The 18,335-nt window shown below is 40.3% G+C and carries 5 protein-coding genes and 2 pseudogenes; 6 read left to right on the top strand and 1 reads right to left on the bottom strand.

What is annotated here, in order from left to right; all coding sequences use genetic code 11:
* Nucleotides 1-108: 108 nt before the first annotated feature.
* The 6 genes and pseudogenes from H6H03_RS36985 to H6H03_RS36960 all read left to right on the top strand — a co-directional run.
* Nucleotides 109-1,569 (top strand): annotated as a pseudogene (locus tag H6H03_RS36985) (thiamine pyrophosphate-dependent enzyme); the annotation flags it as partial.
* A gap of 14 nt (nucleotides 1,570-1,583) precedes the next feature.
* Entirely contained in the window at nucleotides 1,584-2,690 is a 1,107-nt protein-coding gene (locus tag H6H03_RS36980) for a 3-oxoacyl-ACP synthase III family protein (protein WP_190959981.1), read from the top strand.
* 164 nt (nucleotides 2,691-2,854) lie between these two features.
* Nucleotides 2,855-3,650: pseudogene (locus tag H6H03_RS36975) on the top strand (IS5 family transposase).
* Between the two features lie 484 nt (nucleotides 3,651-4,134).
* Nucleotides 4,135-12,372 carry an nSTAND1 domain-containing NTPase gene (locus tag H6H03_RS36970; RefSeq protein ID WP_190959980.1) on the top strand — a complete coding sequence of 2,746 codons (8,238 nt, stop codon included), beginning with the start codon at nucleotides 4,135-4,137 and terminating at the stop codon, nucleotides 12,370-12,372.
* A gap of 204 nt (nucleotides 12,373-12,576) precedes the next feature.
* Nucleotides 12,577-13,806, top strand: coding sequence for a peptidoglycan-binding domain-containing protein (locus tag H6H03_RS36965; protein ID WP_190959979.1), 1,230 nt, complete (start codon nucleotides 12,577-12,579; stop codon nucleotides 13,804-13,806).
* A gap of 35 nt (nucleotides 13,807-13,841) precedes the next feature.
* Nucleotides 13,842-14,003 carry a hypothetical protein gene (locus tag H6H03_RS36960; RefSeq protein WP_190959978.1) on the top strand — a complete coding sequence of 54 codons (162 nt, stop codon included), beginning with the start codon at nucleotides 13,842-13,844 and terminating at the stop codon, nucleotides 14,001-14,003.
* A gap of 367 nt (nucleotides 14,004-14,370) precedes the next feature.
* Here H6H03_RS36960 and H6H03_RS36955 read toward each other — a convergent pair whose 3' ends face one another.
* Nucleotides 14,371-17,979 carry a WD40 domain-containing protein gene (locus H6H03_RS36955; RefSeq protein WP_190959977.1) on the bottom strand — a complete coding sequence of 1,203 codons (3,609 nt, stop codon included), beginning with the start codon at nucleotides 17,977-17,979 and terminating at the stop codon, nucleotides 14,371-14,373.
* Between the last annotated feature and the right edge of the window lie 356 nt (nucleotides 17,980-18,335).

The following is an 18,335-nucleotide window of genomic DNA, read 5'->3' as shown; positions in this document are numbered from 1 at the left end:
TTACTGGTAAATATTTTTAATCGGCGGTGAATTCAACAATGTGTCAATTAATTTATCCTAAATCTGGCTAATCCAGGTGTTTTTTTCTCCCTCGTGAGAAATCCGGGTGTCGTGGTATTTGCGACAACAGGGCCAGGAATCACGAATACTTTGACAGGTTTATTGGCTGCCCGTTGGGAGGGGGCAAAGGTAATCTTTTTGTCGGCTTCTACCTCAGCATCACAAAGAGGAAGGTGGGCTTGCCAGGAAACCAGTAGTTATACAATGGCTGAAACTCTCACTTCCAAATCTCTGTTCCACTATGCAACTACTCTCGAATCTGATGATGAACTTCCAGAGGTCTATCGCAGATTAGCGAAAGGTTTAGCCCAACCAGGGAGCTTTATCGCACATATCAGTATCCCTACCAACATCCAAACAACTTCCATCAAAACATCATTATCACAAGCCGCTCTGTCTTTTGCTCCAGCCACTGCCAGTGATGAAACCATTTCTAAATGTGTGCAGTTGTTGTCTTCAGGATCGTTTGCCATCTGGGTTGGCTTTGGTGCAACAAATGCAGCAGCAGAAATTCGTCAGTTTGCTGAGAGGACTGGGGCTGTGGTCATGTGTTCGCCACGGGGTAAAGGCATTTTTCCAGAAAACCATCCTCAGTTTGTAGGGGTTACAGGCCTTGCTGGACATGAGTCAGTTTTAACTTATATGCAAAAGCATCGTCCTTTAAGAGTGCTGGTACTGGGAACGCGCCTTGGTGAATTCACCTCTTTCTGGAATCCGGCGATGATTCCTTTGGAAGGTTTCTTGCACGTTGATATCGACCCGGAAGTGCCGGGAACTGCTTATCCAGGCGTTAATACATTAGCTATTCAGTCCGATGTGAAAGCGTTTATGCAGGCACTGTTGCAGTATTTTCCCAACTGTCAAAGTCAAATGGTATTGCCTCGACCGGAGCGGCAAAAAATCAATCCCCGGATGCAAGGCTTGGTGCGACCTCAGGTACTCATGGATGCAATTCAAGAGGTAATTGTCGATCGCAGTGATGCCATAGTGATGACCGAAGCAGGTAACTCAATGGCATGGGGAAATCAGTTGTTGCAATTTACTCAACCAAGTCGTTACCGAACCAGCACTGGCTTTGCTTCTGTGGGACATTTTGTGACGGGGGTTGTCGGTGCAACCCTAGCACGCAATGGTAAAGCGGTTGCTATTGTTGGGGATGGTGCCATGCTGATGAACAGTGAAGTTAGCACTGCTGTGAGATACCAGATTCCTGCTGTCTGGATTATCCTCAACGATGGATGTTACAACATGTGCGGTCAAGGGTCAGTGTTACAGGGGTTTGCTGGTATGGATGTAGAGATTCCGCAAGTTGATTTCGTGAAGATTGCCTGCGGTATGGGAGCTGATGGTATTCGTGTGGAGAAAGAATCTGATATTTGCATTGCTTTAGAAAAAGCGATCGCTTCTCCAGTTCCCTTCATAGTTGATGTGATTATCGATCCCACCGAACCTGCTCCCCTAGAAGGTCGGATTAACAGTTTGATTTCCCAAGGCATTACCAATTCATAGGAAGTATTTGTTTTATGCAAGATTATTCAGTAGGGATTCGCTCTCTAGCATTGAGCTTTCCCAGCACCAAATGTACGAATGATTATTATCGCCAGAAATACCCACAGATAGTTTCTCAGTCAGAACAAAAGAGTTTGGCAAGGCTGTTTTCACTGGCTGATTCTACTCCCAGCAACGAATTTGACCAGGAAATGCTGCCTTATCTGCAAGACCCCTTTCGCGGTGCTGTTGAGCGACGGATACTTGCCCCAGGTGAGTCATCGCTAACCCTGGAGTATCGTGCAGCACGAGATGCTTTGGAGGCTGGAAAGTTTTCTATAGAAGATATTGATTTGGCGATCGCTACCTCTTTCGGTACTGAAGAAGTTGTAGCTGGGAATGCTGCTTTCCTCGTCAATCAACTGGGCTTACATTGTCCCGCTTGGAATCTTAATTCCATGTGTTCCAGTGGTATAGTTGCACTGCAAACTGCTAGTACATTAGTGCGAGCCAAAGAGTACCGCAATATTTTGGTAGTTACTTCCTGTGCATACTCTCGTCTTCTGGATGAAAGAGATACTCTCTCGTGGATAACTGGCGATGGTGCCGCAGCTTTCGTTGTTAGTGAACTGAAAGCTAACCAAGGAATTCTCGGCAGTAAAATCGTTCATTCAGCAGAGACTTGTGGCGCATTTCACACTGAAATTGCAGAAGATTCTCAAGGCAAACTGCGATTATTTATGAAGACAGGCAAGGGAGCAAATCGAGTAATTAGTAACACTGCTGCTGATTTTGTTCTGAGATGCTGTGAGGGTGCTGCTGCTACTGCTAACGTGACAATCGAACAAATCGACTTCTTTATTTTCAATACACCAACTGCCTGGTTTACCAAATTTGGCGCTCAGATACTAGGCATTAACCCAGAACGCACAATCAATCTCTATCCTGAGTATGGAAACATTGGGCCTGTACTTCCCCTAGCTAATCTGTATCATGCCGCGCTATCAGGCAAGATTCATGAAAATGATTTGGTTCTCGTCTATTCGTTTGGGGCATCAGCAAATGCCACTGCGATCGTGATGCGCTGGGGTGATGTAGCTTTAGGCTCTGCTCATTTCTTAGAGAAATCTAGCATTGAGTGAGTTTGACATCTTCCCACCACTGTATTGCTTTGCAATCAGTGGGGGATACCAAAGATCAATCTTTGGGCTTCAGAGGTTATTTATAAAGTAAATCTAAAAGCGGCAAGAAAGGGATCGCCGCAAGTATAAGATACCTCATACACAGTGTATTTACATAGTTGCTAATGGCGCGAAAGTCTTACCCCACAGACTTAACTGATATGGAGTGGGAAATCCTGGCTCCCTTGATTCCACCAGCTAAAGAAGGAGGCCATCCACGCACAACAGATATGCGTGAGATATGCAATGCCATCTATTATCATTTGAAAACTGGATGTCAATGGAATATGCTTCCAGGGGACTTCCCACCAAGCTCAACGGTATATAACTACTACCGCAAATGGCAGCGCAAGGGAGTTTGGGAAAAATTAAACCATACACTACGTGGTCAGGTTCGGTCGAAATTAGGTAAATCAACACAACCTACTGCGATCGCCGCAGACAGTCAGTCGGTCAAGACTGACCAAAAAAAGGGGATGTGTACGGTTTTGACGGGTGTAAAAAGGTAAAAGGAAGAAAGCGGCAGACTCTAGTTGATAGTCTGGGACTGTTGTTGAAAGTCATTGTCAGCAAAGCGAATGCGCCGGAACGAGTACTTGCTGCCTATGCAAATCACGGAACTGTTAGAGGAGCGCCCTGAATTGTTGGAAAAAGTACAAGTTTTATGGGTTGATTCCGAGCAAGAGGGTGATAAATTTGCGCTTTCAGTTTGGTTAATGATCCAAGCTCATGTTGAAGTTATACGACGTACTGAGCAAGAATTTCAAGTTTTACCCAAACGCTGGGTAGTAGAAAGAACATTCGGTTGGTTTAACCAATATCATCGTCGAGCGCAAAGATTACGAGCGTCTTTCTGAAATGAGTGAAGCTGCCATATATGCCGTTATGACTCGTATTATGCTACGCCGTCTAGTCGCCTAAAGATTTACTTTATAAATGGTCTCTCAACTGCCAATCTCGATAATCAGAAAAATTCCGTCGAACTGCTACACAGTATGAGAAAAAGGCGGATAACTACCTTGCAATGCTGACACTCGCTTCTATCGTTCTTTGGCTATAGTTTTAAAACACGCCCTAAGACTACTCGCAGTGACTGGTAACGCTTCCCCTCGACTCTAACTCTCGCCAGACACTCATATAGGTAACTTTACCGTAACTTTACTGTATTGACTATCAACGTTAGTTGCTTTAAATTGCTTGTGACTAGGTAATGAAAATCCTATTGAGTGAGTAAAGAAATCAAACAAGGTATTAATAATAGTTTTGATTACATTAGACTGATGAGCTAATTTTCGATTTAATCATAAGGAGAATAAACCGCAAATATTTCAATATTTTATTGACTGATTTCTTTTTGATAACTGTATCGAATCATAAATAAATTTTTATTATCAGGATTTGCATCATGGTTAATAATTCTCAAGTCTTCAGCCCTACCCAGGAAATCGGGATTCGCAATTTATACGCTTTGCTTGTAGGTATCGATAATTATAAAGTCTCTAATAGTAACCTGAATGGATGCGTTAATGATATCGAAGATGTCGAAAATTTTCTAAAAAAGCGCGTAAATAATTCTCAAATTGAAAAGCTTATTAATGAGCAGGCAACTCGACAAAATGTGATTGATAAGTTTGAGAATCATCTTTGCAAAGCAGGTAAAGATGATGTAGTTCTATTCTACTTCTGCGGTCATGGCGCACAAGAAGAGGCAGCGAAGGAATTGCATTTCTTGGAGTATGAAAAAGAATTAGGCAAAAAGAAACTTGAGACAATTGTGTGCCATGACAGCCGTACTACAGGTGAGGATGGTATTGAAATCCAAGATTTAGCCAACAAAGAGTTGCGATATCTGATTTCTAAAGTGGCGAAAAATGAACCGCACATTCTTGTTGTGTTCGATTGCTGTCATTCCAGTTCTGGCACCAGAGACACAGACCGCAAGGAAGGAGTTCGCCGAACAGATAGCCGTCCGTCAAGGGCGTATGATAAGTTTTGTTTTGCTCACGATCCTCAAATCAAACAAGGCCTCGAAAACCGGAAATTTCCTGAAGGGAAACATGTCTTTATTTCCGCTTGCCTCCATACAGAGACAGCGAAAGAATTTATCGATTTAGAGGGCAATAGTCGAGGACTTTTTTCTTACTTTTTCCTTAAAGAGTTAAATAGCCTCAATGCAACACTTTCCTACAATGATTTGCTCCGTGAGGTCAGTAGTCGCGTTAATGGTTACAGGAGGGATCAAACACCCCAAGTTGAACCTATTGGTATGACATCTGAGGAGTTAAATAAGATGTCATTTTTGGGGGATAAAAAGGTGATTAAACCCCGCGATCCCTATTTTATTCTTTCTCGTCGGGATAGAAAGGTTGACAATGCAGGGCAACTCATTCAGGAAGCAGAGTGGGTTATTAATGGTGGCACCTTTCTAAACCTGCAAAAAGATAGTAAACTCGCCGTTTATCGGGAACATAGCACTACTGACGAGATGAAAAATGAGGAAAACAAAGACAAAAACAAACTCGGTGAAATTAAAATCACAACTGTTCGCGTAACAGAAAGTGTAGTTACATTCACTTCAAAACCTGAGTCTAAAGATTCTATATTCTACGCAGTTTTAACTGAACGACAGCTACCCAGTGTTAGCTTTTACCTGGAAGGCGATGATCAAGTATTAAACCAAGTAAAAGCATTGCTTAAGGATTCTCCCTTTGTGGCGATAGAAGGCGATCGCAATAAAACTCACTATTGCCTGTATGCAGATAACCAGCAGTTTAGAATCACTGATGCCAATGATCGCCTATTGGTGGAGCCTATCGAAGGCTATGACGTAAATTTAGCAGTCAAACAGGTGGAACACATCGCCCGTTGGAGAAAAACACGGGAGATGGAGAACCCCAGCACAACTATTCCTAAAAATGCGATCGAAATTGAAATTTGGCACAATGGAAAAAGGTTGACAGACTCCCATCCACGTCTAGAGTATCAGTACAAAGATGGTACTTGGGGGGAAGAACCCACAATCCAACTGAAGCTCAAAAATACTTTTCAGCGAAGGCTTTATTGTACTATTCTAGACATTGCAGATGATTACTCGGTAAGCTTTCCTGAAATTTTACCAGAGGGGGGTGATAGAAGTTGGATTCAACTTGAACCAGGGCAAGAATACTGGGCTGGACTGGACGAATCTGATGGACATGAACCTCAAGACATTCCTCTGGCAATACCTGAAGAGGTTCTGAACAAGGGTGTAACTGAATATCAGGACTTATTCAAGCTGGTTGCGAGTACCAGGCAATTTAATAGCTCGGATTTTTTACAAAATAGTTTGTCGATCGCTCAACCACCTGATCGGCAAGTTGCTCGTCAGCAAAAGCTTCCTAATGATGACTGGATAACGGAGCAATTTAGCTTAACTTGCGTGCGTCCGAAAGATTATAAAAAACTAACACCAGAAGTAGAAAAAGAGATATCCTCTGGGATCACGATTAAGACACCGCCGGGACTGTCGGCAAGTGCGCGCTTCAAGACAACTAAATCTGCAACCAGAAGTATGAGCAGCAGTGCCTTACCATCTCTTCTAGAGGAAACTGAAGCGTTTCAATTCACAACAAGTCGAAGTTTTGAACAGGGGTTAGATGTACTGGAGTTGCAGGTAGATACATCAACAATCAATGCTGTCAAACCAGACTCGCCGATGATTATCTCGGTAAATCAGCCGTTACAGCCGAATGAACGGATTCTTGCTGTGGCTCACGATGGTCAGTTTTACTTGCCGTTAGGGATTGGGCAGGCAGAAAATGATAAAACTGAGATTAAAATTGAATACCTCTGTGATCCTCAAGGGCTGAATTCCGATGAACGCGAGATTCGTCAAGCTATCCAGCTTTGTTTTCGCAAGGTTGTGTTAGATAATCTGGGTCGCAAGTCTTCTTATGCTTGGCTAAGAAAAGCAACTGTGAATGGGGACGGCACAGTTAGCTACACTGACAAAGAAGATATTGACACTGTTAAAGCGGCTGTTGCCAAAGCCAAAAATATTGTTCTCTACATTCACGGCATTATTGGCGACACAGAAAGCATGATTCCGAGCGTGCGCTATGCCAAAGCAAATGTCAATGAGCAATTAAAATCTGTAGAGGAATTGTATGACCTAGTATTGGCCTTTGACTACGAAAGTTTAAATACACCCATTGAAGAAACTGCTAGGATACTCAAAAATCAATTAGCTGCGGTCGGACTTACACCAAACCACGGTAAGACGTTGCATATTGTGGCGCACTCGATGGGTGGGTTGGTGTCTCGAAGTTTCATAGAGCAAGGAAACGGTAATGAAGTGGTCAGTCATTTAATTATGGTTGGCACTCCTAATGGCGGTTCTCCGTGGGCAACAGTGCATGACTTAGCAACTACTCTGTTATCTTTTGGGTTAAATTTCTCCTATGTGCCACTTGTACCTTCGTTACTGAAGAAACTGGTTGAGGCAATGAGTGTGACGTTGCGGGAAATGCACTCCACTAAATCTTCATTTTTTTCTGAACTCAAAACCTCTGTCAGTTCCAGGTGTCCATACAGCATCATTGCGGGAAGTACCGCATTAATAGATCAAGCCTCTAATGTGAAACAATTATTGGATGTACTTAAAAAACAGGTGCGTCGAGCGATTGAATTTCCCTTTGGAGATGAAGAAAACGATATTGCCGTTGCTGTTAATAGCATTATTGATGTACCGCAGGATGGCTCGTCCACTGTTAATATTTTGGATACGATCGCTTGTGACCATCTTTCCTACTTCCGACAAACGGAAGGATTAAAAGCGATCGCTAGTGCAATTAGTCAAGCTTTTGGCTATCCGCCCGAACCTTTACCGCCTAGCCGTTCCTCATCTCCAGGGCCGCGACCGAATCCTTCCCCAGTATCCTCCGGTAAAACTGGCGCACAGCCGACTGGGAAAAGTTCAAAAAATACATCAAAAGAACGCACTTCTGGTTCAAGTGCTTCCAGTGGTACCAAGAGTTCTATCTCTGCAAATACATTGGAATCTCAAACACTACCTTCTTCAGCCCAGAAAACTGCTTCAGTTTCGCCTCAATCTAACCAAAACCATGAGACTCGAACCACGAAATGGTTTGACACAACTCATGTGGTTGCGATCGGGATTAATGATTACACTCGCCCAATCGCAAAACTAGAAAATGCAGTAAACGACGCTGAGACGATTTGTGAACTATTTTCAGAGAAACATCTACTTTCTAGAGAACCTGTCAAGCATTACAAGCTGTTGGATGAGCAAGCTACCCTAGATAAAATTCGCCAAAATTTAAAAAGTCTAAAAACTGAAGTTAAGGAAAATGATCGCCTCATACTTTACTTTGCAGGTCATGGCATTGCACTTCCAATGGAGATTGTGCAAAATGCCACTGCTGACAAGTCTGAAGCACCTCTCTCAAATAAACCCCAAGGTTATCTAATTCCACAAGATGCTGAATACGACAATTTAGAGTCATATTTATCTATGTCTGAATTTATTCAGTCATTAAGTGATATCCAGTGCCGCCATTGTTTAATAATTTTGGATTGTTGTTACGCAGGAGCAGTTCGATGGTCATTAGGACAAGATCGGCAGGTGTTACACAAGAAGGTTTTTCCATCCGTCTTGGATCTTTATATTGATAGTCCCGCATGGCAGATTCTCACTTCTTCTGCTGAAGATCAGACAGCAAACGATGTATTGCATCATCTTCAGTTAAAGGAGAATAACCGTGATTCCAACGGTAAATCCAATTCTCCGTTTGTCACTTTTCTGGAAAAGGGACTTAACCGTGAAGCTGATATCCAACCTGAGGATGGAATTATTACGATTAATGAGTTAATTACTTATTTAGATGATCGTGTCGAAAAATTCACTAACGAAGCTCAAAAACGTCAAACTCCTCAATTATGCGACTTTCCACCTGAAAAACACAAACGCGGTAGGTTCGTCTTTCTTTTGAAAGAATTCGCAGAGGTTAAAAAGGATTTACCACCCGATCCAGAAATCAGTAATAAATATAACCCCTACCGAGGCTTGGAATCCTACACAGAACATGATGGTGCTGTCTTTTTTGGTAGAGAAAAATTGATTGAAAAGTTGTCTGAACGCGTACAAAATGATCCCTTTACTATTGTTTTAGGTCAGTCGGGTGCAGGTAAATCAAGTCTTGTGAAGGCAGGACTCGTTCCCAAACTTAGGAAAATTTCAGAAGAAACAGAGCCATCGCAGCAGTCAAACCCTGAAGAAAAGACAACTCAGCAGTCTGAATCTAAGTCAAAAGCCCCGCCGGTAAAGTGGGTTGCTGAAATATTTCGCCCCGGTCAATTGCCTGCCACAGCTTTAGAGAAAGCATTAAAGAAACTCAAACTAACCAAAATTACTGATAGCACAAAACGCTTACTGGTAATTGACCAATTTGAGGAAGTTGAGACACAGTGCCGCGATGAAAATGAGAAAAAGAATTTTTGGAACAAACTCATTGAGCAACTGAAAAATACTTCAAACAAGTTGCACCTTGTTTTCACGCTACGTTCTGATTTTGAACCCTTATTACGCAGTAAATTTGAAGATGCAATCAATCACAAATTTAACTCTGAAAACGACAAGTCTAAATCCAAAGGGCGCAGCAAAGATAAATCAACGAACGTTCCTAAATCCACAAACGATCAATCTAAATTGGGAATCGATTGGGTTTCTGCACGATTCATCGTGCCAGATATGGAGCGCGAAGAGTTACAAGATGCGATCGAAAAACCTGCCAAAGAAACAGCGGTTTTCTTTACGTTAGATCCAAACCCAGACAAAGAGAAACCGAGTTCACGTACCTTAGTGCAACAACTTGTAAAAGAAGTGGAAGGAATGCCCGGAGCATTACCGTTGTTGTCTTTTGCCCTATACATCATGTATCGTAGCTTTGCTAAACGGTATGTGGATGCCGTGAATGAAGATAAGCGCATTAAGCGGGAAATCACTTGGGATGACTACCGTGATAGCCTTGATGGTGAAGGTGTATCCGGTTCGCTTACAAAAAGAGCGACGGAGGAATACGACCAGTTGCTAACGGACGCTCATAGAGCTATGCTGCGTCGGGTAATGCTGAGAATGATTTCATTACAAGGTGGAGAGTTAGCACGGCGACAAGTACCTAAAAAAGAACTGGAGTATCTTTCTCAAGAAGAAAATGCCCGTGTGCAAAAAGTCATTCAAAGTTTTTCTGACGCTCGTTTAATCGTTGAAGGTTCTAGTTCTCAAGGCGAACCTTATTTAGAGCCTGCCCATGATGCTTTAGTGAAGGGTTGGAGTAAATTACAGGAGTGGATTGAGAAGGAGAAAGAGAATTTACTGCTTCAAAGGCGATTGGTTGCATCTACGCGTGATTGGAGCAGTCAAGGTTGTAATCAAGACTCTCCATTGCTCTGGAATCAGGACATTGCTCGACTTGAACAGTTAAAAAAAATAGCTCAATCTGACAAGTATTGGCTAAACGAATTAGAGCTACGCTTCTTTGAGGCTAGTGTGAAGCTCCGCGATCAACAAGAGCAAGAAAAACTAGAAAGAATCCTTGATGCCAATATTTCATCTTCACAGATGCTTTTTGCTTCTAACAAGAGGCTTGATGCACTAGCAAACCTCATCAATATAGGAAACACTTTGCAAGAGGAATTAATAAAATATGAATATTCTAGACTTCGCTTTTTAATTATATTTGGTAAATTATTTAATGAATTAGCAGAATATAATAGTATTAATGCACATGAAGGTATAGTTTCTAGTATCAGTTTTAGTCCAGAAGAAGACGAAATATTTGCTTCCGTTGGCTATCATGATCGGATAATTAAATTCTGGAGACGAGATGGAACTCAAATTAAAATTATGGAGAGTACGCATCTCTTACCTATTCGTGATTTGACTTTTAGTTCAGATGGAAAGATGCTTGCTTCTGCTAGTGAGGATGGAACTGTCAAACTTTGGCAAACAAGAATAATTAAAGAACCTGAAGGCAGTAACCAGTTTATATTTGTAGAGCAGTATGGAATGCCTAAAGTTCATGAAGACGACGTTTCTAGTATAAGCTTTAACGAAAAATACAAAATAATTGTCTCTGCTAGCAGCGATGAAACTGTCAAGCTTTGGTGTTATGAAAATAATATATTTAAATCTATACTAAGGCACAAAGATCAGGTGTTATGTGTAAGTTTTAGCCCCAACGGTGAAATGATTGTTTCTGGCGATCGTAGTGGTAATATAAGACTTTGGAATGCTGATGGTAAATTGCTTAAAGAATTTCAAGCTCATAGCAATTCTATCTCAACAGTAAGTTTTAGTCCTGATAATAAAACCTTAATTTCATGTAGTTCGGATAAATATATTAGACTCTGGTCTCTCCATAAAGAAAGTATAGAAAAACCAATTATAGAATTCAGTGAAGATGAAGAAGTTTATTTCGCTACTTTTAGTCCAGATGGGAAAAAAATTGCCTCAGCTAATAAAGATGGCACTATTGTAATTCGATTTACTGATGGCAAAATAATAAAAAAATTAAAGGGACATAGAGGTTTTGTTTCCAAAGTTAGATTCAGTCCAAATGGAAAGTTTCTCATATCTTCTGGTGAAGATGGAACCATAAAGTTTTGGCATTGTCAAAGTAAATTTGAGGGTCATGATGATGAAATTTGGGGGATCGATTTTAATGCAAATGGAGAAACTATGATTACAGCGAGTTCTGACAAAACTGCTAGATTATGGAAACGTAATGGTGACTGCATAAGAATTCTTGCTCATGAAAGCAAAGTTTATGATGCTAAATTAAGTCCAGATGGTAACACAATTGTTACAGTTACTGTAGATGGAGTTATAAGAATCTGGAATAATATACAAGCAAATGATCATAAAGTATTATGTAAACCTATTTATATTTCTGGGGCTATCGCTAATAATATAAGTTTCAGCCCTACTGATGATATATTCCTTATAGCAGGAAAAGATGGCACAATAAAAGTTTTTAATTTTAAGGGTAAGCTACTAGCTCAAAAGCCCACCCGCGAAAAGAACCTGATAATGGCAACTTTCAGTAACAACGGTCAGGTTATTGCCTCAAGCAGCACTGATAAGACAGTAAAGTTGTGGAAATTTGATAATGATAGCTTGTCTCAAATTATTGAATCTCTAACAGATTTTGAAGAGAATGTTTATCATATAAGTTTTAGTCATGACAACCAGAAATTTGCCACAGTCAATCAATCAAGTGATTTTTTTGAAATTAAAGTTTGGGATCTGGGTGGCAAGATAATCAAAAGTATTAAAGGAAGTCATAAAGGTTCAATCCGGGATTTGAAGTTTAATCAAAATGATAACATGATTGCTTTAGTTACTTCGCATTGTTTTGAATTTTGGAATATAAATGGTATTTTATTAAAAAGTATTCAGCTAAATGATATAAATAACGACATAAATACTATCTTTAGGGCAACTATTAGCCCTGATTGGAGTGTAATTGCTTTATCTTATCCTAAAAATGATTATGAAAATAAAGTAGAATTCTGGAATCTTAATTTGAAAGAAGCAGTAGAAGATGCTCATCGCTATATTAGTGAATATCTGAAGCTTGGCTGAGTATGTTCATCAGTTTATATTTCAAAATTTTCAATTTAGATGGGCTATTCTGGGCAATTTTCTGATAATTGCTTACATATTCTCAAATTACTTTCTACTGATTGAATTTAACTGTTTAGTTATTCTCAGTAAAAGGCTGAGAAAGCCACTAAATAAAGTTATCTAAAGCAACTCAAATATACCAACGATTGTGGAACTAATTCTATGGAAACTCTAGCTTTCATTTATGCTGCTGTCACACACGAACATACAAATTCAGAACCTCAATTGAGAAAGTCAAAAAACACTGATATTAAAGCATCTTGTTCTTCTGCGATCACTTTGGTTACTTCATGTGTGGTAGCAGGTACAATAGCTTACGCTAATCCCGTTCAAGCAAGTGTGCATTACGGTAGCGCGGGTTCTGATGTTAAAAAACTTCAAACAGCTCTTAGTGGTATTCCTGTTGATGGTATTTTTGGTTCTAAGACATTAGCTAGACTTAAATCTTATCAAAATAAACATGGTCTCGCAGTTGATGGGATTGCTGGGTCTGCAACCCTTTCAAGTTTGGGATTGCCCACTTCGCCGCAAAATAGAAATACACAACCGGAACGCTATGGCAAGCTAAAGTTGATTAATGATACTCCTTATATGGCAATCATTACTCTACATGAGCCTGGGAAAGAGGAAGCTTCTAAGTACGCCAATATTCCTCCCTGTAGTGAGAGAACACTTCTCAACACATACAGTAGCTCGTGGAAAGTTAGCTTCAATGGTCAAAAGAAACATTCTATTGCTAAGTTTCTTGATGGAAAAAATTTTAAAGTTCGCACATATAAATTAAATACTATCAAAGATGCACAAAGCTGCAAATATGATTGGCAGCAAACGGAGGAAATTCAATGGTGGAAATATGGACAGGTCACCTTAGCGAAAGCACCGCAGTATGCTGATGATGCTGCTAGGTTCATAACTAGAAGTACAGATGATATTGCAAGAGCCAAAAAGGTGCCAACCCCTACTTTTATGGGGAACTTGGCAAATGTCGATATGCATGGTCAGATGGCAGTAGACAAATTTGTGGCAGCAAAGTTAGTAACAGATAAAACCAAACTCACGAGATATCATGAAAATATCATAAGCAACTTGAGAAGCAGATATTTAAATAAAGAGTTAACAATTGAAGATTTTCAAAAAGTAAAGGATGAATTACAAAGGCTAAGTAAAGAGTGTGAACAAATTCTTGGTATAGGATTTAAAGTACTAACTAAAGAGTTATTTTTGGATATGATGAGTGATTTTGCGCGTTATTCAAGGAATAATAATCAACATATTTATAGTTTAAGTGACAAATCAACATTCAACAATTCTGCTGCACTACCAAAAGCTAAGGAGGCTTCTGCAACTCTAGAATTACAATGTAGTCCTTCTCAAGGTGGAGTTTTGCTATAATTGATTTAGACAATATCATCTAATACTTGACTACGGTGTTCGCATTTCTTACTTCTAGTAATAGGATTAAAGCAGACGATCACATTTCAAATATTAATGCTCTGGTAAAGGTGATCCCACTTCTAGACATAGGTTTAAAGCAAGCGATCGCCAGAACCAATATTCATACTTTTGGAAAGGCGATCGCCGCAGTGTAATTAGACTTGAAAGTGCAATCTTGTGTTTTTCACCTAGTTACCATACTTTGGTATTAGCACCGTTTTCAATTTAGCGCGATCGCTTGTAGACAAATTCACTACGGTTGTTTGATTCATGCGATCGCCTTCTCAAACAAAACCTCTTAGTAAAAAAGAGCAATCCCTTATAGGCAAATTTACTACGTCTGGTTGGGAAAGTAGGCGATCGCCCTTTTGGTGATGAGTGTGATATTTGATTCAGAAGGAAGCTATGGGTTTTTATGTCCTGACAAGGTTTGCAGACAAATTCGGGTATTGATATCCCAAAATTTGATAGTGCGATCATTGTTCGTAGGCATTGTTCGGTGTTGACATACCACAATGTTTTTTACACTCGCCCATTGTTGCCGATGTGCAGTTCAGTTTCAATCGCCCCTAGAGTTTTCAGAGTGGTAAGCGTCGCTTCAGTTAACCCAGTAACACCAGCGAGCTTCATCCCTTCGTAAAGTCTTTTACTTCTCAAGCTTCTGATACATTCACCTGTCAAGATATTCCAAATCTTCAGTGTCTCATCTTCACCGCTACTAATGAGAGTATGCCCCTCAGGACTAAAGGTAACTGATAAAACGGCTTGAGTTGGTTGCTGTAAAGTTTCGAGGCATTCACCAGTTTTTACATCCCATAACTTCACAGTTTGATCCATGCTACCACTGCTGAGAATTTTACCATCTGGACTAAAGGCGAGCGATCGCACCCAGCCTGTATGTCCTGGCAAACTTTTCAAGCATTTACCAGTCTTGACTTCCCATAACTTGACTACATGATCTCCACTGCCACTACTCAGGATTTGTCCATCGGGGCTAAAGGCAATTGACCACACCCAACCTCTATGTCCTGGCAAAGTTTGCAGGCATTTACCTGTGTTGATTTCCCACATCTTTACTGTATGGTCATGACCACCAGTAGCTAAAGTTAGACCATCAGGGCTGAAGGTGACTGACAAAACTCCGTGGTTTTGTTCATGTAAAGTTTTCAGGCATTGACCAGTTTCGACATCCCATAACTTCACTGTGTGGTCATGACTACCACTAGCCAAAGTACGACCGTCGGGACTAAAAGCAATTGCCCAAATCCAATTCGAGTGTCCTGGCAAAGTTTGCTGACATTTACCAGTTTTAATATCCCATATTTTGATCGTTTTGTCTTCACTGCCACTGGCTACAATCCCACCGTCAGGACTCCATGCCACTGACTTAACCTCATTGCTATGTCCGATAAGTGTTGCGAAGCATTCGCCAGTGTTAATGTCCCACAATTTTACCGTTTTATCGCTACTACTAGCCAGCATTTGACCGTCAGGACTGAGGGCAATTGACCAGATGCCATTACCATATCCCTGCATTGTTTTTAAACACTGACTAGTAGCAACTTCCCACAGTTTCAAAGTTTGGTCATTACTGCCAGTTGCCAAGATTTGATCGTCAGGACTAAACATAACTGCTCGGATCATGCTATTATGCCCTAGCAAAGTTTTCAGGCACTCACCACTACTGACATTCCACAGCTTCACTTTCCGATCCCAACTTCCACTTGCCAAGATTTGCCCATCTTGACTGAATGCAAGTGACATCACCCAATCACAGTGTCCCTGCAAAGTCATCAAACATTCACCAGTTTTAATATCCCATAACTTGACTGCTCCATCGCCACTACCACTAGCAAGTATCCTTCCATTTGGACTAATGGCAACTGACCAAATCCCTTCATTATGTTCTTGCAAAGTTCTTAAGCATTTACCAGTGCTAACATCCCACAGCTTCAATGTTTTATCCACGCTACCGCTAATTAATACTTTGTTGTTAGGACTCAAAACTACTGCCCTGACCATATTTTGATGCTCTAACAAGGTTTTCAGGCACTGGCCAGTATTGACATCCCATATCTTTACAGTCTTGTCATCACTGCTACTGACTAATACTTTCCCATCTAAAGTAAAAACGAGTGACCAAATTCCCTGTTCATGTCCCTGCAAGGTATTGAGACATTGACCAGTTGTGACATGCCAAAGCTTGATTGTCTGGTCTTCACTACCACTAGCAAGGATAGTACTGTCATGATTAAAGGCAATTGCTGACACCCAATCAGTATGACCTCTAAAGATTATTAGCTGTTTCCAATCACCAACTTGGTACAAGCGAATCTCACTATTCATATCCCCAATAGCTAAAAATTTGCCATTGGGACTAAATGCTAATGACAAAATACCACCAAAAGTTTCAGCAAATAATGATTGAGCAAGATGAGCATAGTTAAAATTTACGTTGTGTAAATTTACATTTCGTAAATCTGCTTGCCTAACAGTCAAATGCGAAAAATCATAGTTACTAAGATTAATTTCTAGATAACAAAGTATATTGATAATGTTACCACATGCATAATTTTGTTCTTCTGAAAATGTTTCTCGTAGCTTGAATAAAATTTTATTTAGTTGATTTTCTAAGATTTGCTGATTTCTAAATATAGTTAGCAGTCCATCTATAACTGGTTTGAGTATCAAACGCATTTGAATATCTCTAATATAGTCTTTTGCCGTTGCTTTTATTAAAGTATGACTTCGGAATAAATCCAGGTTTTGAGTTTTAATTTCTGTCCAGATATTTTGGACAAATTTATTAGTTATGTACTCCATAACTACAGATTGTAAAGTAAATAAATTAGAGCTTTTCTCAACCAAGGAGCGTCTTAGTAAAGACTCCAAGGCTTCTAATAATTGTTGTGGGAGTATCAGTGATAAGATATCACTCTGCAATTCTGTTAATGAAACTGGCTCCCGATTAACTGCTAACCAGTACATTATATTTTTTTCTAAATTTGACAACCGCGAAAATTGTTGATCTAAAATTTCGCGTATACTACCAAAAACAGAAGTATTGTGTATTAAAAAATGAGAAATATTACCATTAAAAACATCTAAAATTGTCGTGGCAACTATCTTTAAAGCCAAGACGTTACCTTGATATAGCTCAACTACTGCTTTTAATTCTGTCTCAGAGCCACACAATCCCTTAATTTCAAAGATTTTTTGCCCATCCACCACATCTAAACCACTAAGTTGTAATGAGCGAACTGGTAGTGCTTTTCCTTCAAGCCGGGCTAAGTCTTGCGGTTTTTCCCGTGAAGTTAGCACCAGGCAACTAATATGGGGAACCTCTCCAATTTGTTTGATCAGTTGAGTATATTCTTCACAACCTTCTCGATAGGTTCCTACAATAGTGCCACTTTGTAAAATCGTCTCAGCATTATCGAGGATGAGAAGACAACGATATTGGCGCAAATAATCAATTAGTTTCGAGATTCTGCCGTCTATACTGTTTGGGCAATCGGCTTCTAAAACCTGACCTGCGGACAAAAATTGAATTAAGTTAGCTAATAGGTCAAAAAGAGGTGGGGCATTATAGAGCGACCGCCAAATCAAGAAATCAAACTCCCCCTCAACTTGTTGAGCTAGTTTAGCAGCCAGAGAGGTTTTCCCAATTCCCCCCATTCCCAACAGCGCTACTAATCGGCAACGCTCTTCGATCAGCCATTGGTTAAGCGTGTTGAGTTCTGCTGTTCGTCCATAAAACACAGAGACATCAATCGCTTCTCCCCAGTCTGCTCGATTTGGAATTTTGGATTTGAGATTTTGAATGGAATTCTCCAGAGTTTCCCCTGCTGTGTTTACCTGGCAAGATTTACGCAATCGGCGCTCTAGAGCGGATTGGAAGTTTTTCTTAGTAACTTTCTCGTCTAGTGCTTCACTCAGCAGTTTCCAAAGTTCAGGGCCAACATGTTGCTTTATATATGCCACTGAGTAGCAAGCTGCTGAAGCAATTTGTTCGTATGTCTGATGCTGCCAAGAGCCTTTGAGGATAGCAATTTCTACTTGATTTAGTCGCTTTCCCACCTTGATGAACACAGCTTCATCAGCAACTTCTAGTGCTTCCTCAAAGTTCATAGGCTAATATGCAAATTCTATGAAAACCATACCATAAAAGTAACTTTACCGGAACTTCACCGGAACTTTACTCTATAACTGATTAATCTCTTGCTGACCAGCAAACCTTGATTGAGTTTCTCAAAGAGTTGTAAAATTTACAATTGGCTAAAGATAATTAACTTTAACAATCTTTAATCATTGTTCATTGTGATAGTTAAGGGAGAGGTAAATTTAGCTTGCCTTTTTTTTTGTTGTTTAATAAGAACCCTTAGTGGTGCAGAAAAGTCCTGAAGAGTTGATATATGGGGGATATCACAGTGAGACAAGAGTGACAGAATGGGGGACGACATGGGATGCTCAAGTTTCCACACAAA

The organism is Nostoc paludosum FACHB-159 (assembly GCF_014698835.1).
In the GTDB taxonomy this organism is placed as follows: Bacteria; Cyanobacteriota; Cyanobacteriia; order Cyanobacteriales; family Nostocaceae; genus Nostoc; species Nostoc paludosum.
This window is presented reverse-complemented; position numbering and strand designations above follow the sequence as displayed.